We start from the raw sequence: 19,227 nt of genomic DNA on the forward strand, positions 1-19,227 counted from the left end.
TCTGCCTTCACTGCCCGCGACGCAACGGGGAAGACAGGTGGAAGTCGCCGCTCAATCTTGGCCGGACAGGGACGGATGCCGACACCGGCGGTTGCTGGTGCGGCCACAATCATCACCCCCCGACAGTGGTCTTGAGGATGTCAAACGCCCCCCACAGCCCTGGGACATCCTCCATGCGCATACGCGTCACCACCGCCACGGCCGCTCTGCTGGCCGCCGGCCTCACCCCCCTCGCCACGACCGCCAAACACCTCGACGACTTCAACGGCGACGGCTACCGCGACCTGGCCATCGGCAACCGCGGCGCCACCGTCGGCAGGGTGAAGCAGGCCGGAGCCGTCGCCGTCGTCTACGGATCCGCACACGGCCTCGACTTCACCCGACGCACGGTCGTCTCGCAGAACAGCCCGGGCATCCCCGGCGCCGCCGAAGCCCACGACCACTTCGGCGCGGACATCATCACCCGCGACATGAACAGGGACGGCTACGCCGGCGTAGTCGTCACGGCCCCGGGCGAGGACGCCGGCGACTGCACCGGCACGGTGACCATCATGTGGGGCTCGGCGTCCGGCCTGACCAGCGGCAGCGCGCACCACAACCCCAAGTACAAGGACAGGGGATTCGCCAAGGACATCGCCGTCGGCGACTTCAACGCCGACGGCAGACACGACCTCGTCTCCGTCGACGACGACCACATCTGGTACCTGCGGGGCCCGTTCACCAAGGCCGGCTCCCGCGGCGCCGCCGCCGGTGCGGGCCAGCGTCACCCGGCCGGTCCATGCGGCCGGGCGGCCACCAGGGCCGGGCATCCGGGGGCCGGCGGGGGTGCCGGGCCGGTGAGTGCGGACTGCTCCTCCGGTTCGGGGGTGTGAGGTGCGGGCGGGCACGCGGGTCACCTCCCGGCTGGGGCGGTGGGCGTGGTGAGGGCGCGGGGCAGGTGGGCGTGCAGGTGCCGGATCTCGGCGCTGCGGCCCTGGGCGAGGATTTCGACGAGGGAGCAGGCCCGGTGCTTGCCTCCCGTTCTCTCGCCCATTGCGAGTTGTTGCTTCCAACCGGCCAACGGACATGTAGCGCCCAGCGTGAGGCACGGAGCGCCACCCACCTTCTATCACCCTAGAAATCCAAGGGTTTCCAAGCCTTTCTAGATGCATCCGGAGTGGCTAACCTGACGGCATGACAGACACCGCGACCACCAACCGCTGCTACTGCGGCTGCCAGACCGCCATCGGCTACGGACGCACCTTCGCCGCCGGTCATGACAAGATCGCCGAAGCCGCCTACCTCGCCGTCCACCACAACGGCTCCGTCGCCGAACTCCTCAAGAGCCAGGGCTACGGCCCCGACAACCCCGTCACCGACGCAGCCGTCGAAGCGGGCGCCTGGAAGAAGTGCGAACACTGCGACTACAAGGGCGCCCCTGAAAGCATCCGCAACCACATGGCCAAGGTGCAGAAGGCTGAGAACACCCAGCGAGAGTCTCTGGAGAAGTCCGTTCGCGCGCTCGGCGGAACCTGGGACCCGAGCCGCGGAATGCAGACCCTGCGAGACGCCGGTTACCACCCCTCCGAGAAGTACATCCGAGAGGTGTACCGACGACTGGCGGACAGTGGCCTGCTGGAGAAGGTGGATGAGCACCGGGCCATCTACTTCGTCATCGAGAAGTAGGACCAGCAAGTGGGCCCTGTGCTCGTGGAGATCCGGCCAGGGGACACGCCCCTGGCCGGATCTCCACGAGCACAGGGCCGTCAAGCGATCACCGTTCATCTGCCGTTCCCGCGCATCGGGTGATGCTGGTGGGGAGGCTCCGGACGGGACTGCGCTGGGTGCTGTTGTCGGTGCGCCGGTCCAGCTCGGTGCGGAGTTCCGTGGGTGCCCACGACGACGTTCTGGACGCGCAGGTCGCGGCCGTCGAGCTCGAGGATGGTCCGGGCGGCGGCGGTGTCGCGGAGCCGGGCGCGGACGTCCTCCACTCGGTCGGCGGCCGGCGGGACGGGCTGGCCGTCGGGCCGGTGGGCAGGTGGAGGTAGCCGAAGGAGATCAGCCGGATCGGGCGCATGCAGGGGCCTTCCAGGTCTGTGGTGCGGCGGGTAGCAGCAAGGCCTCCAGGGGCACCGGGTGGTGTCCCTGGAGGTCTGGATTTGTGCGGGAGGAGGCGGTCAGCGGGTGGCTGCGGGGGCCTTCTTGTGGTGGTCGCGGTGGGCGGTCTGGGCCGGTTCGGCTAGGACGCGCAGGTCGTGCGGGTCGCCGACCGGGCCGCAGGCGCTGCAGTTGACCTGGTAGCGGTGGCGGCCGGTGCAGCCGGAGTGGGGGTCGCGGGGCTTGCCGGACGGGGCCACCGCGTGGGTGCACACGCTGCCGTCGGCGTGGAGCGGGTTGATCTTCATTGCGATGCGGGCCACAGAGGTTCTCCTGGTTGTCGGTTCGGTGGGCGGTACGAAGCCGCCGTGCCCGGTCCGGCTCTCTCGGAGGGCCGGACCGGGCACGGCGGCGGTGTGCGATGTGGTGTGCGGGTGGGGTCAGGGTTCGCCGGGTGCCGTGCGGCGCTCGTGGGCGTCGATCAGGGCCTGGACGGTGGCCGGGGTGTCGGCGGCGGTGCCGACCCAGGCGCCGGTGGGGCTCCACACGCGGGCGGTTCCGGCGTCGGGGTCGCGGTAGGTGGCGTAGGCGCCGTGCCGGCCGATCAGGCCGCCGTCGGCAAGGGCTGCGGCTTCCTCATCGGCGCCAGACGGGTTGGCGGACCCGGTGCCAACGTCGAGGTCTAGCAGGGGCGCGGTGGCCAGGACCTCGATCCGGTGTACGTGCAGCCGCACCGCCTGGTCCGGGGTGCGGGGCAGGCGGAGGCAGCCGGTGACACGCAGCTGGTCTCCTTGGCGCAGCTCGTGGAGGAGAGCGCGGGCCAGCAGCGGATCGGACGTGACGCACGCCAGAGTGGTCTCGTCGGTGCGGTCGTCGGTGGGGGAGACCGTCAGCCGGAACCGGGCCGTGGTCTCGTGCAGGTCGCCGGGGACGGTGTCCTCGTCCAGGAACCCGTCGAGGGTTATCGCGTCGCTGGGCCCCATCAGCCGGCCTGCTGCAGGTCGGTGGCGTGGGCGGCCTCGTAGGCGGTCCTGACGGCCTTGGGGATCATGCCGTGGTCGGCCACGGTGTGGCCGTTGGCGCGCGCCCAGGTGCGGATCGCGGCCAGCTCCTCCCGGCTCCGGCCCGAGGTGCTGCGCCTGGCCGGGGGCGCGGCGGCCGGGGTCACGGCAGCGGGGCGTCCGGTCTTGGCCTGCCGCAGTTCGGCCTGCGCGGCCTCGAGTTCGGCCTTGAGCTGGGCGACGCGCTCTTCGGCCTGGCGGGTGGCCGCCTCGGTGGCGCGGCGGGCGGACAGCTCGGTCAGGTCGGTGCGGATGCGGGCGGCGCGGTTGCGGATCCCGGCCAGTGCATGGCCGTCGGCCCATGCCAGCAGCCCGGCGATGTCGGTGGTGTCGGTGGTGTCGGACTGGCGCTCCTGGGCGTCCACGAGCGCGGTGATCTCGTCTTCGGACAGGCCGGTCGCCTCGGTGATCTCGGCCATGGACCGGTCGGCGTAGTGCATGGACAGGGCCATGGCCTCGAAGGCGTTCTGCGTGGTCATCGGTGTGGCATCTCCTGTCGGTTCGCGGTCGGTGGGGTCGGTCAGGTAGGGGAGGAGGCCGGTGAGGGTGTCCTCGTCGGTGGGCAGCCCGAGCGCGTCCAGGAGCTGCACCAGGTCGTCCTTGTCGCGGGCACGGCGGGCGACCGCGGTCGCGGCGGCCTGCTCCTGGTCGGCGGTCAGTGGGGTCGGTACGGGGAGGTGTTCGGCGGCGAGCGCCTGGCTGAAGTCGGCGAGCATCGCGGCCTCCTATGCGGCGGTCTTCGCGGCCACGGCGCGGGTGAGCGCGGCGTGGTTGGCCGCCGCCCGGGCGGGGGTGATGGGCTCGCGCCACGGCTCGTACGGGGCGGGCCGGGTGGGGATCAGTTCCAGCTCCAGCCGGGACAGCGCCCGCTGCGCCTGCTGCGACTGCTGGATGGGGGGCGGGTTCCACCGCTCCTGCCGGCGCCGCTGCCGGGCGGCCTGGTCGCGGCGAGCGACGACCTCGACCCAGTCCTCCCCCAGGCGCTCCCGGAGGCGGCGGCGCAGCGCGCCGCGCTCGGTGGCCGTGGTCGCCGCCCACACCCCCACCGCCGTGGAGCCGGGGTGTGCCAGCGCCCACTTCAGGCACCCGGCCGCGATGGGGCAGGAGCGGCAGGCCTGCTTGGCGCGGGTGATGTCCTCCTGGGCCTGGCCTTGAGCCGGGAGGATCCGGTCGTGGGAGAACCACCGCGGATTGGTGCGGCACGGCAGCGGGGCGTCGGTGCGGGGGAACGGAATCCGCTCGTCGAGTACGGCGGTGGTCGGTTCGGTGTTGGGGCATCCGGTGCGGCTCATGACGTGGCCTCCGGGGAGAGGTGGGGAAGCTGAAGGAGGACCTGGGCCAGGACGCCGGGCGGGGGTCGCCAGGGGCCGAGCGCGCCGGGGCACGGCACGGGCAGCGGCAGCTCCTGGACGTCGGCCAGGACCAGGTGGTGGGCGCCGGGCTGGGCCCACGGGCTGCACGGGGCGGACCCGTCGGGGTCGGTGTGGCAGTCGGTGAGGCGGGCGACGCCGATCACCGCGCCGGTCTCCAGCGTCCGGCCGCGGATCGCGCGGGCGACCAGCGGATCGCGCAGCGGAGCCCGCTCGACCTTCTGTCCGGCGTGCAGCAGCAGCCAGCTCCGCCAGGACCAGGGTGCGGGGCGGTTCTCGACGTCCTTGCCCGCGAGGATGCAGGTGGCCCAGGGCTGGCGGATGGTGATGCCGCGGATCCAGTCGCCCGCCGGCGGACGGGTGGCGGTGGTCATGCGGCGCGCCCCCAGGTGGCGGTGCCCGGGCGGCCGGCCCGGCGGCCGTTGACGGACGGCACGGTGGCGTGCGCGGCGGTGGCGAGGTGTGCGCGGCCGGAGTGCTTGCCGTCGTAGAGGGCGGCGTCGGCGGCCCGCTGCAGCCGCGTCAGGTCGCGGGTGCCGGCGGTGTCCGGTGCCGCGGCGCCGACGGAGGCGGCGACGTCGACCGTCCGGCCGTCATCCAGGGTGACGGGGGTGTGCAGCATGCGCACCAGCTGGGCGAGGCGGACCTCGCGGCGGTCGCGTGGCAGGGGCAGCACGGCGGCGAACTCATCACCTCCGAGGCGGCCGGCGGCGGCGCGGGGGCCGGCCCAGGCGGTGATCCGGACGCCGAAGGCGGCGAGGACGGTGTCACCGGCCGCGTGCCCGAGCCGGTCGTTGATCTGCTTGAAGTGGTCGGCGTCGACCAGGACCACGGCGGTGTCGTCGCCGTGGCGGGCCAGGATGCGCCGGGCCCGGGCGGTGTAGGCGTCGCGGCGCAGCAGCCCGGTCAGCGGATCCTTGCGGGCGGCGGCCAGGCGCCGGTGCAGGGCCAGGGCGTGGATGGTCCAGCCGGTCAGCGGGACCGCGAGGGTGGTGATGAGCACAGCACGCTGCCCGGGATGGGCCGGTGTGCGCAGGGCGGAGTCCATACTGAGGATCTCCCTCTCGTCTGGTACGGGATGGGTGGCCCGGGGCAGCCGACGGAGCCGGCAAGCATGTGCGGCTGTCCCGGGTTGGGCTGCTCGGCCCGCAGACGCGCGAGTGTGCGCGGCAGGCCACCGCGACCGCTCCGCCCCCGGGCGCAGCGGGGAGGGTGGAGCGGCACGGAGATCCGCCGCGCGGCCTACAGCGCGGTCAGGGTCTGGTGGCCGATCTCGTAGAGGTCGGTGACGTCATCGGCGTTGGCCCAGGTGCCGGGCGGCAGATCGGCCGGGGTGAGCGGGTGCGGGTGCGGAGGGTGCGGGTTCACGTGGTGTCGTCTCCCGTGAGGTTCTGCTGCCGGTCGGCGAGGGTGAGGAGTTCGACGGCGAGGTCCGGCGCGGACATGATCGTGCGGAGGATCGAGGTGAGGCCGTTGCGTTCGATGGGGTTCAGGCGGTCCCATACCGCGTGTGCATCGCCGTGGACGCCGACGGCCTTCAGGTAGTCGTCCTCGGTGGTGGCGGTGTGCTCGGTGCCGCACCGGCCGCACCGGAAGACGGCCTGATCCCATCCACAGGTGGGGGGCTTGGCGGTCATCCGGCGACCACCTCCAGCTCGTGCGCTCCGTGGCCGACCGTGTCCGCGGGACCGTCGGTCTCCTGGTCGATGTCGTCAAGCCCGCCGTGGACGGTGCACACGGTGTCCGGGGCGGCGTCCATGGCACCGGTCAGCGCGCGGTGCAGGTCGGTGACCGAGTAGACCGGCGCCCAGGCGTAGCCGGCGCACTCCTGGTCGATGGGGCAGGGCAGCAGGACGTCGAAGCCGATATCGCCGGCGCCGTCGACGTCCTCGCGGAACGCGAGAGTGAGGTACTGCTGCCCGAGGCGGATCTCCGCGACGCGGTCGCCGCCGGCGATGCCGGAGCCGGGCTTCCACCGCCACAGCGGCAGCACCTCCGGCCCGAAGAAGCGGCGGGGCAGGAGCAGATCGCCCAGGCCCTCGCTGCCGTCCAGCCCAAGGTCGGCTTCGCGGGCCTGGGACAGCGTCCGCAGCAGCGGCTCCAGGCGGTATAGGCAGTCGGCGAACAGAACCTCGTTGAAGCCCTCGCTGAGCAGTACCGGGTGGGAGTGCACCATCGCCTTGTGCTGGCGGCGGACCGTGTCCTCCGGTACCGCCCGGTTGGCCGACCGTGAGCCCTGGCGTTCGATGCAGACGGAGGCCGGGGTGGCGACGATGACCGCGATGGCGGGCATGTTGTGCCGTTTGGCCGCGGCAATCAGCGGCTCCCTCGCGGACCTGGTGACGTTCGTGGCGTCGATGACGGTGAACAGGCGCCGGGCCATCCGGCGCTCCAGGAGCAGGTGCAGGACGTCGACCGCGTCGGTGGTCGCCCCCTGGTCGCCCGGGTCGTCGCTGACCGCGCCGCGCAGGGCGTCCAGGGACAGGACCTGCGAGGCGGGCCAAGTGGCGGCCAGCGTCGACTTGCCGGCGCCGGATGCGCCGATGAGGACCACGAGGCAGCGCTCCGGCAGGCGCGGATACAGCGCTGATGTCACGGGCGTTCTCCTTGCGGGTGAAGGGTGCGGGTGGCCAGGTGCAGGCGCATCCCGGCGGAGTCGGTGATGAAGGCCGCGGCCTCCTCGACAGCACCGGCGGCGGCCTCACGGGCGTCGGTGTCGATCGGGGTGAGCGTTACGGTCTGGGCGGCGCGGGTGAGCAGCTGCGCGAGTGCGCCGAGGACGCCGTCGTGCGGATCGGCTTCGTGGTGGAGCTCACGCATGATCTCCGCCGGCTCCCGGGGACTGATGTCGCCGGTGAGGTCGTCCTGGATCTGCTGCAGGGCGAGGCGGGCGATGGCGGCCGCGGCGCGGACACGGTCGATACGGCCGGAGGCGGTCATCGCGGCCGCCGTCACCAGGCGGCGCCGGCGGCGGCCAGCGCGAGGAGGGCCAGGGCGGTCAGGCTGCAGTCGACCGCCCAGCGCAGCCGGGCGAACTTGGCCATCGCGATGATGGACATCACCCGCACCTGGGCGGGGCGGGGATCGCCGCCCATGCAGGCGCGGATGGCAGCCTCGTCCAGCCTGGCCCAGTAGGGGAAGGAAGCGTGGTCGGCGCCGCTCAGGCAGGGCCGGACGACCAGGAGCAGCAGCACTGCGGCGATACCGAGCGCGAGAGCGGCCGCGCCACCGAAGGCTTTGGTCGCGGGTGGCAGGCCGGTGTCAGCGGCGGAGGCCAGGCCTGCGAGCACGGCGCCGTTGAAGGCCAGCAGCAGCGAGGCTTTGCCGTCGGTGCGGGCGATCTGGGCCCCGACCGCGTCGACGGCGGCATCCAGGTTCTGCGAGGGGCCGGGCATCGGGACGATCATGGAAGCGGGTCTCCTTGTATCTCGAGGTGGCGAAGCCGGAGGGCGGCCGACCACGTACGGTCGGCCGCCCTCCGGCAGGTGGGGGTGGGTTTCAAAAGGGCGGCTCATCGAGCCAGAGGTTGGGGCGCCGCAGTAGCGGGATGCGCATCTCGAGGCGGCCGGCCCAGCAACGGCAGGCCTCCATCTCCGGGAACGGGCCGCCGATCCACCAGCCGCCGTTGCCCCGGCAGTCAGGGCAGTCCCGGCGTGCTGTGGGCAAGAGACGGATCTGGTGGCGGGAGACGGACAGCGACCATGGACCGGTCGCCTTGGAGTAGGTGGCCGCGGCGAGCGCGGTGGACGCTGCGGCCGCGATAGCGGCCAATGCGGCGGTACGGGCATACAGCATCGAGCTTCTCCAGCACAGGGTCAGGCAGCCAGCCGGTGGCCATCGGCGGGTGGTGGGAAGTAGGTGGCAGGGTCGGCGGGGGTGCCGTCGTGGCACTCCAGGCAGGAGCCGAGAGTCTTGAGTGGCAGGCAGTGGGTGTACCGACGTGCACATCGGGGGCATCGCTGCCGGGCCTCCATCGCCCGGTCCAGCGCGGCTTCCTTGGCCAGGGTCATCGGCAGCTTCGGCACCGCCAGGTCGATGCGGTACAGCCAGGCCCGGCGCTTGCCGCGGCGGCATGCGATCTGTGCGACCGGGTCATGCCCGCCGGGCCGCAGTCCCATGTCGCGTAGCTGTCGGCGGGTCGCCAGGCCGTGGGGGGCTTGCCTCCATCGGTAGGTCGGCAGGTCTCCGTGCTGGTCAGCAGAGCCCATCGCCGCCCCCGGCCCGGTCGGCGGTCGGGAGGGGGGACCAGCTCTGAAGCTGGTATCGGTCCAGGACCGACAGCAGCATCCCCTCCTCCTCTTCGTCGAGCCCGTTGTCGATGTCGGTCTCGGTGCGGGCGCCGCCGGGCAGGTCCTCGTCGGCCAGGGCCAGGATCCGCGGCGGGGCTTCCAGCCGCCCGTAGATGGCCAGGCGGCGGGCCGGGGCGTCGTCGAGGTCGGCGTCCGGACGCAGGGCCCACACCTGGCCGGGTGCGGCCAGCAACAGCGGATCGCCGTCGGCGGCGCGCTCGCATGCCAGGCGCAGCGCCGCCGCTTCGGGCAGGCCGTCGCGGTGGGCGAGATCCCGGGCGAGGTCCTGGATGACCTGGGCGGCCCGCTCGGGGCCGAGGATGACGTCCAGCCGTGTCGTTGCGGTCACGGTGCAAGGCTCCGTTCTGCTGGGTGAAGCCCCCCGATGGAAGGCGGCTGCGGGCACGATGCGGCCGCCCCGCGCCAGGGGTGCGTGGAAGAGGTGGGTGATCAGACAGCCGTGGTCGGTTCGACGCTGCGGGCGGCGGGTGCCGCCTGGGGCTACAGGCCGCGGGCGTCGGCGAGGTCGGCGGCAGCGCCGAGGATGCGCACTGCGTGTGCCTGGCTGCGGATCAGGTGGTCGTTGGCGGCCGGGACCGTCTCGACGTCGGGGCCGAACTCCCGGCGCAGGGCTTCCAGGAGCACGCGCAGGGCGTCGTCAAGGTGGTGGCCGCCGGGGTCTTCGGCCCGGAGGGCGCCGTAGAGGCAGCGGGCCCCGTCGGTGTCGATGATGGCGCTGCGGCACCAGCCGCCGGTCTCCAGGCGGCGGGCGGCGCGCTGGAGGAGCGCCGCGACGGGGGTGGGATAGGCCGGCTCGGGCGGCGCGGGGAGATCGACCGGCATCGTCACGACGTCGGCCAGGTTCAGCGGCTCGGTGTCGATGCGGGCGTCCACGGCGAGTGCGGCCAGGACCAGGAGCCGGTCGAAGTCGAGCGGGTGGACTGCGGCCGCGGGTTTCTGGGCGGCCCCCGTGATGGTGGGTGTCGGCATGGCAGCCTCCTGGGGCTGGGAACGGCGGCGGGGCCCGGACGGTGTGTCCGGGCCCCGCAGGTGGTGGTGGGTGGTGGGTCAGTCGTCTGGGGTGGTGTTGGTGGCACCGCAGCTCCAGCACTCCCACTCGCCGGGCAGCTCGTAGTGCGTCGTGGTCCAAAAACCCTTCGGGCGGCCCTGGATGACGTTGGTCTCCCAGCAGCGCCAGCACTCGAACTCGAAGTCCTCCACCCTTGCGCCCCTCCATGCCGGTGTCCGGGGCACCAGCATGGAGGGGCGTGCGGGCGGCCGTCAGGCGGTCGGAGCGATACGGCCGATTCCTCTCGGTCAGGCGCCGGTGAGGCTCTTGATGGCCTCCAGCGCCTGGCGGGGGGAGGTGATGGGATCGCGGTCCGCCTCGTCCTGCCGGGCGCGGCTGCTGCGGCTCTTTCGGGGCCCGCCGCTTCCGTCCTCGTCCTCATCCTCGTCGGCGGGTTCGGGTCCGAACTCGCCGGGCCGGGGCGGCTCGGTCCAGTCGAACCACAGCTCCCGCGCCTGGAGTTCGCGGATCTCGTGGTCGGTCAGGGTTGCGACGGCATCCGGGAAGCAGTCGTCGATGCCCGCGGTGAAGTCCATGAACAGGGTGCGCAGGACGTCGGGCTGCTTGGCCTCCACGATCCATCCGGCGCCGCCGGTGTTGGAGTCCGCCGGCGGCTCGGGCTCGCCGCGCATGACGCGCTCGATCCGGCCCTTCTCCGCGGGCGAGAAGGAGCGGGGGAGGGGCTCGGGGATGTACTCGGGCGGGATGCCGAGCGCCGTGAACATGGCGGTCACCTTCTTCGGGGCGACCTTGAGCACGATGGGGATGCAGTTCTCGCGCAGGTTCTCGCACAGCAGCTGTGTGAACCCGTCCTGGACGTAGATGGACTGGCCGGCGACCTTGATGCCGATGCCGTACTTGCGGCCCTTGACCGACACCCGCTCGGCCAGGTCCATGATCTCCGTGCCGTAGTCGCCGTGGCGGGCGGCGGAGAGGAACTCGTCCAGGTAGGCGGACAGCAGCCGGTACGGGCAGCCGACCGCGTTCCCGGACCACTCGTGGACCTGCCCGTCTTCCCACGGCATGGTGCCGCGGATTTCCATCAGCGCGTCCAGGGCCCGCAGCAGCCGCACCATGTAGAGCGCGCCGACGCCGTAGCGGTCGGTGTGCCGGCCCAGCGCGGCGGTCTTCTCGTCCGGCGCCTCGGTGGCCAGCCAGACCACCGCCCCGTACAGGGCGTCTGCCGCGACGCTCAACGCCATCAGCTGGGTCTTGCCGCCGCCGGAGGGGGCGACGTACAGACCGTGGGCCGCTCCCCGGTCGGTGTAGACGCGGTTGCGCGCCGGTTGGCCGTTGCCGAGGTAGCCGGTCACCCACCGCCCATCGGCGTCGGGGGTGAGCAGTTCGCGGGTGGCGGGGAAGACCTGCGCGAGCGGGCTGGTGTCCCATAGCGAGACCAGGATCTGGCTGCCGTCGACGGTGATGAACAGGCGGCCCTCGTCGTACTTGGTGCGCAGTGCGGCCGCCAGAGCGTGCTGGTTGACGCGCGGCGCGCCCATCTCGTCGGGGACCTGGGCGATGTAGTGGGTGACCTGGCGCTGGGTGTCGCGGACTTTCTTCACGAACACCGAGCCGGGGATGGGCCCGCCCTTGGCGCCTATCCGGTCGGCCCACCACTCGGCGTCGGTGGGCTTGGTGCGGCGCCGCTCGGCCGTGTCGGGGGTGACGTTGACCTCCAGCCAGCCGGGCCCGCCTTCGCGCCCGGCGGTCCTAGTGACGGGCCGCAGGACCACGTCCGTCTCGGGGACGCCGAACGCGGCCGCGACGGCGGCCTCGGTCAGGCCCGTGATGGGGCGGCCGGGCTCGGTCGCGCGCAGCAGCATGGTGAAGTCGTGGGTGGTGCCCGGGTGTCGGTCGACGTGCACCACGGTGGTCTGGCCCGGGTCGCCGGCGCGGTCCCACAGGTGCCGCACCCCGCGGGTGAAGTCGTCCCCGTCCAGGTGTGCGCCGACCGAAGGTGGGGCGGGGGCCGGGCGGGGGGTGGGCTGGAGCTGCGGGGCGGGCGCTGCGGCGAGGGCGGGGCGGAACCGGCGGCGGGTGGTGCGTGACAGCGGGGCGATGACGCTGCCGGCTGCGGCCCATGCGGCGGCCAGCGCTACGTCCCAGCCCCAGCCGGGCGTGGTCATGGCGGTGATGTCGACCGCCAGGGCCGATACCGCCGGGGACCAGCGCATGATCTTCCGGCCGGTGCCCTCGGTCTCCTTGACCGCCAGCAGCGTGCCGCCGACGCCGGCGGCCCCGGCCAGCAGCACGATGGTGTTGACCGCGCCGTCGGGGGCGAGGTTCGGGGCGGCGGCCAGCACGGGCGCGGTCAGTGTGTATGCGGCGCGTTCCAGGGCGACGCTGCGGGGGATGGACACCGGTTGTCTCCTTCCGGAAGAACAGTCCTGGGGGCGGCCCGCAGCCGGTGCGGGCCGCCCCCAGGGCGAGGTGAGGTGGAGAAGAGGAGGGTTCAGTCGGTGAAGAACCCCGGCTTCGGGGTCTTCTCCCGGCGCCCGGAGCGGACCTCGTCCAGCTCCTGGTAGAGACGGGCGTGGGTCTTCTTCGCGTCGCGGGCCTGGCCGGTCGCCTCCTGCCCGCTCTCGTCGAGCGTGCGCATCTCCCGGGCGGCGCCGCCCAGGGCGGTGGCGACGAGGTTGGTGAGTTCCACGAACTTCGGGTCCAGCCCGGCCTGGCCGATCCGGTCGGCCAGCGACGAGGCGCGGTCGGCTCGGGCCCGCATTCCCCGGATCAGGTCCTCCAGCTCGGGCTGGATGTCGTCCAGGGCGTGGGCGAACGCGTCCAGTTTGTGCTGGACGGCGGGGAAGCTGTGGTCGCCGTCGGCGGTGGTGGCCGCCCGGCGGGTGCCGCGCGGGGCGGGAGTGCTGCTCATCGGTGTTGCCCTCCTAGTGGTGGTGGGTGGCGGCGGAGGTGTGGGTCAGGCCCGCGTTCTGCTTGGCGTCCCTGTCCCGGCCGTAGACCCGGGCGACCTCGGCGGCCGCCAGGCGGGCGGCCTCGGCTGCGGCGCCGCACTCCTGGGCGCCGCGCCCGGCCTGGGCCTTCATCCGGTCGGCCGTATCGGCCAGGTGGGAGATGTGCTCGGTGACGCGGGGGGCGAGGTTGTGGTCGCCGGCCAGGTCGTCGGCCATCTCCCGCAGCGCGTCGACGGCCTTGCCCAGCACCTGGGCCAACTCCTCGGCGCGGCTCTCATCGCGGTGGGAGTCGACCGCGATGGCGGCCATCTCCATCAGGTACTCGTCGAAGGTGATGTCGGTGCGGTGCTGCCGGGCCAGGCTTTCCTGCCTGGCCGGAGCCGACGTGGGTGCGGGGGTGACCTGCGTGCTGTCCACGCTGCTCTCCTGTGGGGTGGGCGGCCCGGCCTGCTCGGGTGCGGGTCCGGTGGTGCTGTCCTGCGGTCCGGCGGGCCCGGAGTTGTCCTGAGGCGGGGCGGGCCGGGTGGTGCCGGGCCGCTGGGTGTGGGGCTCCGGTGCGCGCGGCAGCCCCGTGGGCCCCGGAGCGATGGCGGCCGGGCCGGTGGGTGCGCCCTTCGGCGGCGAGGTGTCGGAGCGGTTGGAGGGGCCGGGTCGGTCGGCCCGCTCCACCGTGATGCCGAGGTCCTCGGACCAGACGGGTTCGGCCGGTTCTTCCGTCCCTTCCCCGCCTTGGCCGTCCCGGCCGGTGCGGCCCCGGAACCAGTTTCGGGCGCGGTCCCGCTTTCCCCGGCCGTTTCCGTCCTCGCTGTCGGGCGTGGCCCTGCCGGAGGTCCCGTCAGGGCCGGCGGTGTTTGATTCCTCGCCGCCCGGCTGCTCCCCGGCCCCGCCGGGGGAGGGCCTGGGCGGATCCTCGGGATGGCCCTTGGCTGCCTTCTGGTTGCCCTCCTTCGCCTTGCCGCCGCCGTCCTTCGCCTTGGCGCTGTCCTGTTTCGGCTTGGCCTTGTCCTGTTTCGGCTTGGCGTCCTCGGAGTTCCTGGCGGTTTCGGTACCGGCCGTCTTCGACTTCCACGGCCGCTCGCCCGGCTTGTGCGGGTCGATCACCGTGCCCGCCGGCAGCCGCCCGGACCGGTTCGTCGCCGCGGCGCCGGCCTTGGAGCCGGAGCCGGTCTTCGTCCCCGGCTTGTCCGGCGACTGCCCGGAGCCGGACCCGGAGCTCTTGGGCGCGGACTTGTTCTGCGGGCCGTCCTTCCACGGGCCGACGCCCGCGGATGACCTCTTCGCGCCGGTGCGGTCGCGCCAGGGCCGCTCGCCCGGCTTGTGCGGGCCCAGCGTCCGGCCCGAGCCGTCCTTCCGACCCGAGCCACCCCGGTCCGGGTGGCTCCGGCCGGAGCCACCAGAGCCCGACTGGGAGCCTTTCCCGCCACCGGCGGCTCCGTTGCGCACGGAGCCGCCGGAACGGCCGCCAGAGGAGCCTCCAGAGCCCTTCCTTGGGCCCTTGGATCCGCTGCCGCTGCCGCTGCTGGACGGTCCCGGCCCGGAACGGCCACCCGAGCCGCCGGAGTTGGCCCCGCCGCGCCGGCTCCCGGGCCGGTGCGGCCCAGCCCCCGAGCCGTTCCGCGACGAACCGCCGCCGCCCCCGCCCCGTGACGGACCGCCGCCCCGTGACGGACCGCCGCCGGCCTTCGAGCCGCCCTTGTCCGCACCCAGGCCGGAGCCGGAGGACTTCATCCGGCCGGCGTCGGCCTTCCCTCGCGCCGCCGCCTTGTCGCCCTTCGCATTCACCATCGCCTGGTGGAGTTTTGCGTTCGCCTCCATCAGCGCGACGCCCTGCGCGGTACGGGATTTCAGCAGGGCGACTTTCCGCCCGATTTCCGCCTCACGGAACGGCGCTTCGCTCTCGTGCCGCGCCCGCGCCACCTCGAGCCGGTATTCCAGCCAGTCACCGAGGCGGTCGGCGAGAGAACGCGGCTGGGCGTATTCGTCTTCCGCGTATTCCTCGCCGTCCTCGTCGCTTTCCGGACGCATGGTTCCTTCCGACCGCAGGGCCGCCGCCGGGTCCGGGACGGCCGGAATGGGCGGCAATTCCATCGTCGTTTCTTCCGGCGATTCCGGCGGCGCGGCGGGAGTGTTCTGCGGCGGTGGAATGGTGTCGGCGAAGTCGGGGATCGGCGGGGGTGCGTACGAGGAGTCGCCGCTCCAGGGGCCGCGGACCAGGGTTCCGCCGTCGTCCTCGTCGGACACGGCGCACCTCCCTTCCAGGGGTTGACAGAGGGTGGGGTCTCGTGTGCACGCGTGCACGGGCACGTGTGCACGCTTTACGCGCGCGAGGCCCCGCCGGAGCCCGGCGGGGCCTTCGTTGGTGACGGTCAGTGACGCGGGGAGCTCTGCTCCAGGACCTGCTGCGCGTACTGCATGAGGTGGTTCCACAGCCGCGCATCGCCCGCCGCCCGCTTGTCCATCGCCTCCATGAACAGGCGGCACACGAGCGCGAATCCGGCGTAGACATCGCCGCGGCCGGCTTTGATGTCCTTGGCGATGCGGGAGCGGGTGAGGCGGAGCCAGAATTCCATCCGGCCTTGCTCCCCGCGGGATTCGACGGCCTTGCGTTCCTCTGCCCGCAACCAGTCCAGCCGCTTTTGCGTGGAGCGTTCGACGCTGGTGAGGGGGCGCGTCACGCCGACTCCCGGTTACCCAGGTCGTAAAGCGACGTGGGACCACTGTAGCCAGAATTCGGGTCGGTGTGAACCCGCTCCCCGTTTTCCGGGGCGGCCTGGAGGGGCTGCGGGTTCTTCCTCCGCTGCCGCTCCAGTTCCTTTTCCTTGCGGGTCCGGGCGGTATTCACCACCGCCTCGTCGTGGGCGCGGCGCTTGTAGGCGCTCTTTTCCAGTCCCTCGGTCAGGCTGTTCAGATTCTTGAGGACATCCTTGAGGGCCTTTTCCACCGGCATCGCCCGCAGCCGGGCGTGGTACCAGCGGTCGCCCTCGACGTGGGTCTCGCGCAGGTGCACGCGGGTCTCCAGCGCGAGGGTCTCCAGGTTCTTGCCGATGTCCAGCAGGACCCGCTGGATGTCGGCCAGGTACCGGGCGGTCGCCTCCGGGCTCTGCGCCACATCGCGCAGCGGCGCAGGCGTCGGGTCGTTGCTGTTCACAGGGGGAACCTCCGCAGGTCAACGGGCGAGTGGTGCTCGCCGGTGCTTGCTGTGCTGGGGTCGGCCTGGCGGCCGCGGCCGCCACCAGACCCGCGCCCCGCACCTGGTGGGCGGGATGGGGCCTGGTGGCGACGGCGGGGGCCAGGACGGGTGATGTCACTGGTCGGTGGGCCGGTAGCCGGAGGCCAGCAGCTCGGCCGCCTCCTGGCGGTACTCGGACGCGGTCCCCGGGGAGGAGACCTTCAGCGCCGCCTTGACCGCCTCCAGGGGAACCTGCTCGGGGCTTCCGCCGGCCTGGAGGATCATCCGGGCGATCTTGCGCACGCCCCGCTCACGCGGCGACAGCCGCGCCAGGTCCTCCAGTTCGACCGCGCGGGCCTCGATTTCGGCGGCCCGCAGCCGCGCTTCGGCGGCGGCCTGCTCGGCTTCGGCGGCGGCCCGCCGGTTGGCTTCGGCCTCCTTCAGCGCGGCCGCCTGACGCGCCGTGGCGTCGGCCGCCTGACTGTCGGCTTCGACCGCGGCCTTCCGCGCTTCGGCGGCGGCCTGCTCGGCTTCGGCGGCCTGCCGGTCGGCTTCGGCAGCGGCCCGGCGGGCCTGGGCTGCCCGCGCGGTCTCGACCGCCTCCTCCTCCCTCCGGGCGATCCGCTCGGCCTTGTCGGCCTCGGCCCGCTGCTCGGCGGCGCGCCGCTCGAGCTCGGCGGCCTCCAGGTCGGCCTCGGCGGCAGCCCGGCGGGCTTCGGCCTCGACGCGTTCGGCCTCGGCGGTGCGGGCGCGGGCCTCGGCCATGGCCGCGGTCTCCAGCTCCTGCTTCTCCAGCTCGGCGATCCGCTCGGCGGCGCTGACCTGGGCCTGAGCCTTCGCGCGGGCCTGCCCGGTGGCGCCGTCGACCTCGGCTTGGACCGTCTCGACCTCGCCCTGGGCGCGGATCCGCTCGGCCTTGGCCGCGGCCTGGTCCACCTCGCGGCGGGTCTCGGCCGCCAGCCGGCGGCGCTCGGCCTCCTGCGCCCGCTCCTCGGCCGCCCGCTCCTGCTCATCGGGCAGCGCCAGCGCCTGGGCGACGGTGTAGCCGTAGGGCGCCATCGTCATCGGCAGCAGCTCGTCCTCGGTGGCCTTCTTCAGATCACCGGCGTACTTGCGCCTGAGCCACTGCTCGTAGCCGATGAGTTCCTGCTCGCGGCGGACCATCTCCGGGTAGGAGGTGATGCCCCACAGCCGCATCCGCCGGTAGATCCGGCCGGTGGCGATCGGGGCCAGCGCCCAGCGGTGCAGCGGCACCGAGGCGCGTTCCTTGCTGGTCAGGGGCCGCACCATGCGGTCGATGGAGGTCCTGGCGACCTCGACGATCGCGATGAACAGCACCGGGACGATGGCGTGGGCGCCGACCGCGACGTAGTCCAGCAGCCGCCAGGCCTGCCCGGCCCTGGGGGCGCCGGAGGCGGCGTTGAGGACGACCGTGGCGGCCGTCAGCAGCCACACCGGGTAGCGGATCCAGCCGATCGGCCGCTTCAGCCACGCCATCAGCAGGTCGATCGCGATCAGGACCATGATCCCGATGTCGACCCCGAGGGTGAACAGCCGGCCCTTGCCCAGGGTGGCGAAGCCCAGCCGCTGGTGGGCGAAGGCGGCCACGTGCTCGAAGGAGAGGTACAGGCCGATGCCCGCCAGGGCGAGCGCGGCCACCACGATCGCGCCGGCGGTCACCTTCTGGAACCCCGTCAGCGACCCGCCTCGGGGACGGGCGGGAGCCGTCTCCGAAGCATCCGGGGCCGTCTCCGAAGCGAACTCCGGCACTCCCGAAACGGGAGCGGTGGTCTTCGAAACGGGCTCGGCCGGGTCCGAAATCGTGGTCGGCGGGTCCGCTTCAGGGTCGATGCGGGGCGTGCTGCGGGACAGTTCAGTGATCGCCACGGGGGCCTCCGGAAGGGGGTCGTCAAAGTGGGGTCGAAACAGAGGCCGCCGTCCCCGAAACGCATCCGGTGCGTTCCCGAAACGGCGGCCGGTGAGGCTGAAGCAAGGGCTGGGTCAGTGCGCCGGGGCCGAAACGGCCGCCTCGGCGCGGTCGCCGGCGGTGACCTCCAGCTCGGTGACGCGCGGCGTCAGCCGCCAGGACGCGAACGCGGCCCGCGCGGCGGCCACAGCGCCCTCCTCGGCGCCGAACACCCACAGCGGCAGGCCGCCGTCCGGCGCCACCGGGTAGACACGGCTGCCGTCCGGCCAGGGCCCGCGCACCGGACAGGAGCGGATCAGGTACAGCGGCCAGGGAGCGGACGCGTCGGCCGGGCCCGGCTGCCCGGCCGTGAACCAGCCACCGGGGTCGGCGCCGTCGGCCCCGGCCGCCTCGACCGCACCGTCGTAGGTGGTGGGGGCGGAGCGGATCTGGCCGCGGTACAGGTACAGGTGCACCCTGGGCGGGTCGGCCAGCAGCACCAGGTCCGCGGACTCGTGGTGCCGCGCCAGCAGCCGTGCCGCCTCCCGGCACGCGCTCTCCGAGTCCTCGGCCGCCACCAGCGCGGCCGCGACGTCGTCCAGCGCCCGGCGCAGCGCGGCGCGCTCCTTCTGGAGCTTGCCGAAGTCCTGGCTCAGGCCGGCGACGGTGCGGCCCAGCTGCACCAGCTGCTCCTGGTCGTCCTTGTGCTGGGCCCGGTAGGCGGTCAGCTGCTCACGGGTGTCGGCCAGGTCGGCCTCCAGGCCGGGCACCCGCCCGGCGGTCTGCACGGCTTCGGTGTAGCGGCGGTGGGTGCCGCCGCTGATGACACGGAACATGAAGTCCCCCCTTCGGATCGTGGGTGGTCGTGCCGGTCCGGGACTGTCCCGGCCCCCCGCCCCCGCCCGACACCGCAGTAGTGGTGGCGGGCGGGGCCGGGGCAGCCGGTCTGCGGTTGGTCAGGCGCGGGCGCGGGTCCGCTGCTGGCGCAGCCAGGCGTCGCCGGCGGTGAGGAGGTCCTCGGAGTGCTCCAGGGCGGCCGTGTCGATGTCGCGCATGATCTCGGCGGAGGTGATCGGGCGGACGTAGGCCGGGTCGGCGATGTAGGAGGCGCCGGTGCGCAGGTCGGCCAGGTGCAGCCGGTCGATGTGGGCGTCGAGGCCTTGGACCCGGCAGATGACGGTGTGGCCGGACTGGCCGGTGAGGTACTTGGCGGGGTCGCGGTAGAGGGCGTGGCTACCGCCCGGGTAGGTGGCGCGGAGCTGCTCGCGGCTGGCAGAGGTGGTCGTGGCGCGCATAGGGATCTCCTGTCTCGTTGGTTCCGGATAAGAGCCGGGCCTCAAAGGCCAACCCGGCCGGATGCCGGGTGCTGATGTCC

General features: G+C 73.2%; 28 protein-coding genes. 3 read left to right on the plus strand and 25 right to left on the minus strand.

Going from position 1 to position 19,227, the window contains the following annotated elements; translation table 11 throughout:
• The first annotated feature begins 173 nt into the window (after positions 1 to 173).
• Positions 174 to 872, plus strand: a complete 699-nt coding sequence (locus QPK52_RS27225; RefSeq protein ID WP_410540510.1) for an integrin alpha — start codon at positions 174 to 176, stop codon at positions 870 to 872.
• 20 nt (positions 873 to 892) lie between these two features.
• Here QPK52_RS27225 and QPK52_RS27230 read toward each other — a convergent pair whose 3' ends face one another.
• On the minus strand, positions 893 to 1,033 hold the full coding sequence (locus tag QPK52_RS27230) for a hypothetical protein (RefSeq protein WP_410540511.1): 141 nt from the start codon (positions 1,031 to 1,033) through the stop codon (positions 893 to 895).
• A gap of 140 nt (positions 1,034 to 1,173) precedes the next feature.
• On the opposite strand from QPK52_RS27230, the gene QPK52_RS27235 reads away from it, so the two are divergent.
• The gene (locus QPK52_RS27235; protein WP_410540512.1) at positions 1,174 to 1,665 is read left to right on the plus strand and encodes a hypothetical protein; all 492 of its coding nucleotides are present in this window, start codon (positions 1,174 to 1,176) and stop codon (positions 1,663 to 1,665) included.
• A 128-nt stretch (positions 1,666 to 1,793) separates the two neighbouring features.
• Entirely contained in the window at positions 1,794 to 2,027 is a 234-nt protein-coding gene (locus tag QPK52_RS27240; RefSeq protein ID WP_410540513.1) for a hypothetical protein, read from the plus strand.
• 129 nt (positions 2,028 to 2,156) lie between these two features.
• Here QPK52_RS27240 and QPK52_RS27245 read toward each other — a convergent pair whose 3' ends face one another.
• The 24 genes from QPK52_RS27245 to QPK52_RS27360 form a co-directional block, all read right to left on the minus strand.
• A complete protein-coding gene (locus tag QPK52_RS27245; RefSeq protein WP_410540514.1) occupies positions 2,157 to 2,399 on the minus strand; it encodes a hypothetical protein in 243 nt (80 codons plus the stop codon).
• Positions 2,400 to 2,516: 117 nt separating this feature from the next.
• Positions 2,517 to 3,059, minus strand: a complete 543-nt coding sequence (locus tag QPK52_RS27250) for a hypothetical protein (RefSeq protein WP_410540515.1) — start codon at positions 3,057 to 3,059, stop codon at positions 2,517 to 2,519.
• Complete coding sequence (locus QPK52_RS27255; protein ID WP_410540516.1) at positions 3,059 to 3,853, minus strand: histone-like nucleoid-structuring protein Lsr2; 795 nt, start codon at positions 3,851 to 3,853, stop codon at positions 3,059 to 3,061. Before QPK52_RS27255 ends, QPK52_RS27250 begins: the two co-directional genes overlap by 1 nt.
• A gap of 9 nt (positions 3,854 to 3,862) precedes the next feature.
• The gene (locus QPK52_RS27260; protein ID WP_410540517.1) at positions 3,863 to 4,429 is read right to left on the minus strand and encodes a WhiB family transcriptional regulator; all 567 of its coding nucleotides are present in this window, start codon (positions 4,427 to 4,429) and stop codon (positions 3,863 to 3,865) included.
• On the minus strand, positions 4,426 to 4,881 hold the full coding sequence (locus QPK52_RS27265; protein ID WP_410540518.1) for a hypothetical protein: 456 nt from the start codon (positions 4,879 to 4,881) through the stop codon (positions 4,426 to 4,428). The genes QPK52_RS27260 and QPK52_RS27265 overlap by 4 nt, the downstream gene beginning before the upstream one ends.
• The gene (locus QPK52_RS27270; RefSeq protein ID WP_410540519.1) at positions 4,878 to 5,555 is read right to left on the minus strand and encodes a GGDEF domain-containing protein; all 678 of its coding nucleotides are present in this window, start codon (positions 5,553 to 5,555) and stop codon (positions 4,878 to 4,880) included. Before QPK52_RS27270 ends, QPK52_RS27265 begins: the two co-directional genes overlap by 4 nt.
• A 194-nt stretch (positions 5,556 to 5,749) precedes the next feature.
• Complete coding sequence (locus QPK52_RS27275; RefSeq protein ID WP_410540520.1) at positions 5,750 to 5,875, minus strand: hypothetical protein; 126 nt, start codon at positions 5,873 to 5,875, stop codon at positions 5,750 to 5,752.
• Positions 5,872 to 6,144 (minus strand): hypothetical protein, encoded by a 273-nt coding sequence (locus tag QPK52_RS27280; RefSeq protein WP_410540521.1) that lies wholly within the window; start codon positions 6,142 to 6,144, stop codon positions 5,872 to 5,874. Before QPK52_RS27280 ends, QPK52_RS27275 begins: the two co-directional genes overlap by 4 nt.
• Positions 6,141 to 7,103, minus strand: coding sequence for an AAA family ATPase (locus tag QPK52_RS27285; RefSeq protein WP_410540522.1), 963 nt, complete (start codon positions 7,101 to 7,103; stop codon positions 6,141 to 6,143). Before QPK52_RS27285 ends, QPK52_RS27280 begins: the two co-directional genes overlap by 4 nt.
• Entirely contained in the window at positions 7,100 to 7,447 is a 348-nt protein-coding gene (locus QPK52_RS27290) for a hypothetical protein (protein WP_410540523.1), read from the minus strand. Before QPK52_RS27290 ends, QPK52_RS27285 begins: the two co-directional genes overlap by 4 nt.
• 11 nt (positions 7,448 to 7,458) lie before the next feature.
• Complete coding sequence (locus QPK52_RS27295; protein WP_410540524.1) at positions 7,459 to 7,914, minus strand: Pycsar system effector family protein; 456 nt, start codon at positions 7,912 to 7,914, stop codon at positions 7,459 to 7,461.
• A gap of 91 nt (positions 7,915 to 8,005) precedes the next feature.
• On the minus strand, positions 8,006 to 8,302 hold the full coding sequence (locus tag QPK52_RS27300; protein ID WP_410540525.1) for a hypothetical protein: 297 nt from the start codon (positions 8,300 to 8,302) through the stop codon (positions 8,006 to 8,008).
• Between the two features lie 20 nt (positions 8,303 to 8,322).
• Complete coding sequence (locus QPK52_RS27305) at positions 8,323 to 8,715, minus strand: RRQRL motif-containing zinc-binding protein (RefSeq protein ID WP_410540526.1); 393 nt, start codon at positions 8,713 to 8,715, stop codon at positions 8,323 to 8,325.
• Positions 8,702 to 9,145, minus strand: coding sequence for a hypothetical protein (locus QPK52_RS27310; RefSeq protein WP_410540527.1), 444 nt, complete (start codon positions 9,143 to 9,145; stop codon positions 8,702 to 8,704). Before QPK52_RS27310 ends, QPK52_RS27305 begins: the two co-directional genes overlap by 14 nt.
• 152 nt (positions 9,146 to 9,297) lie before the next feature.
• Positions 9,298 to 9,786, minus strand: a complete 489-nt coding sequence (locus tag QPK52_RS27315; protein WP_410540528.1) for a hypothetical protein — start codon at positions 9,784 to 9,786, stop codon at positions 9,298 to 9,300.
• A 78-nt stretch (positions 9,787 to 9,864) separates the two neighbouring features.
• A complete protein-coding gene (locus tag QPK52_RS27320) occupies positions 9,865 to 10,017 on the minus strand; it encodes a hypothetical protein (protein WP_410540529.1) in 153 nt (50 codons plus the stop codon).
• Positions 10,018 to 10,113: 96 nt separating this feature from the next.
• Positions 10,114 to 12,225: a chromosome segregation protein ParM gene (locus tag QPK52_RS27325; protein WP_410540530.1), complete on the minus strand. Its 2,112-nt coding sequence runs from the start codon at positions 12,223 to 12,225 to the stop codon at positions 10,114 to 10,116.
• Between the two features lie 92 nt (positions 12,226 to 12,317).
• Positions 12,318 to 12,737: a conjugal transfer protein TraB gene (locus tag QPK52_RS27330; protein WP_410540531.1), complete on the minus strand. Its 420-nt coding sequence runs from the start codon at positions 12,735 to 12,737 to the stop codon at positions 12,318 to 12,320.
• Between the two features lie 13 nt (positions 12,738 to 12,750).
• A complete protein-coding gene (locus tag QPK52_RS27335) occupies positions 12,751 to 14,220 on the minus strand; it encodes a hypothetical protein (RefSeq protein WP_410540532.1) in 1,470 nt (489 codons plus the stop codon).
• Between the two features lie 923 nt (positions 14,221 to 15,143).
• Positions 15,144 to 15,452, minus strand: a complete 309-nt coding sequence (locus QPK52_RS27340; protein ID WP_410540533.1) for a hypothetical protein — start codon at positions 15,450 to 15,452, stop codon at positions 15,144 to 15,146.
• The gene (locus QPK52_RS27345; RefSeq protein ID WP_410540534.1) at positions 15,449 to 15,925 is read right to left on the minus strand and encodes a hypothetical protein; all 477 of its coding nucleotides are present in this window, start codon (positions 15,923 to 15,925) and stop codon (positions 15,449 to 15,451) included. Before QPK52_RS27345 ends, QPK52_RS27340 begins: the two co-directional genes overlap by 4 nt.
• 156 nt (positions 15,926 to 16,081) lie before the next feature.
• On the minus strand, positions 16,082 to 17,626 hold the full coding sequence (locus QPK52_RS27350) for a DUF2637 domain-containing protein (RefSeq protein ID WP_410540535.1): 1,545 nt from the start codon (positions 17,624 to 17,626) through the stop codon (positions 16,082 to 16,084).
• Positions 17,627 to 17,947: 321 nt separating this feature from the next.
• Positions 17,948 to 18,688 (minus strand): hypothetical protein, encoded by a 741-nt coding sequence (locus QPK52_RS27355; RefSeq protein WP_410540536.1) that lies wholly within the window; start codon positions 18,686 to 18,688, stop codon positions 17,948 to 17,950.
• A 120-nt stretch (positions 18,689 to 18,808) separates the two neighbouring features.
• A complete protein-coding gene (locus QPK52_RS27360; RefSeq protein ID WP_410540537.1) occupies positions 18,809 to 19,147 on the minus strand; it encodes a hypothetical protein in 339 nt (112 codons plus the stop codon).
• Between the last annotated feature and the right edge of the window lie 80 nt (positions 19,148 to 19,227).

The organism is Streptomyces sp. KL2 (assembly GCF_046529545.1).
Taxonomy (GTDB): Bacteria; Actinomycetota; Actinomycetes; order Streptomycetales; family Streptomycetaceae; genus Streptomyces; species Streptomyces radiopugnans.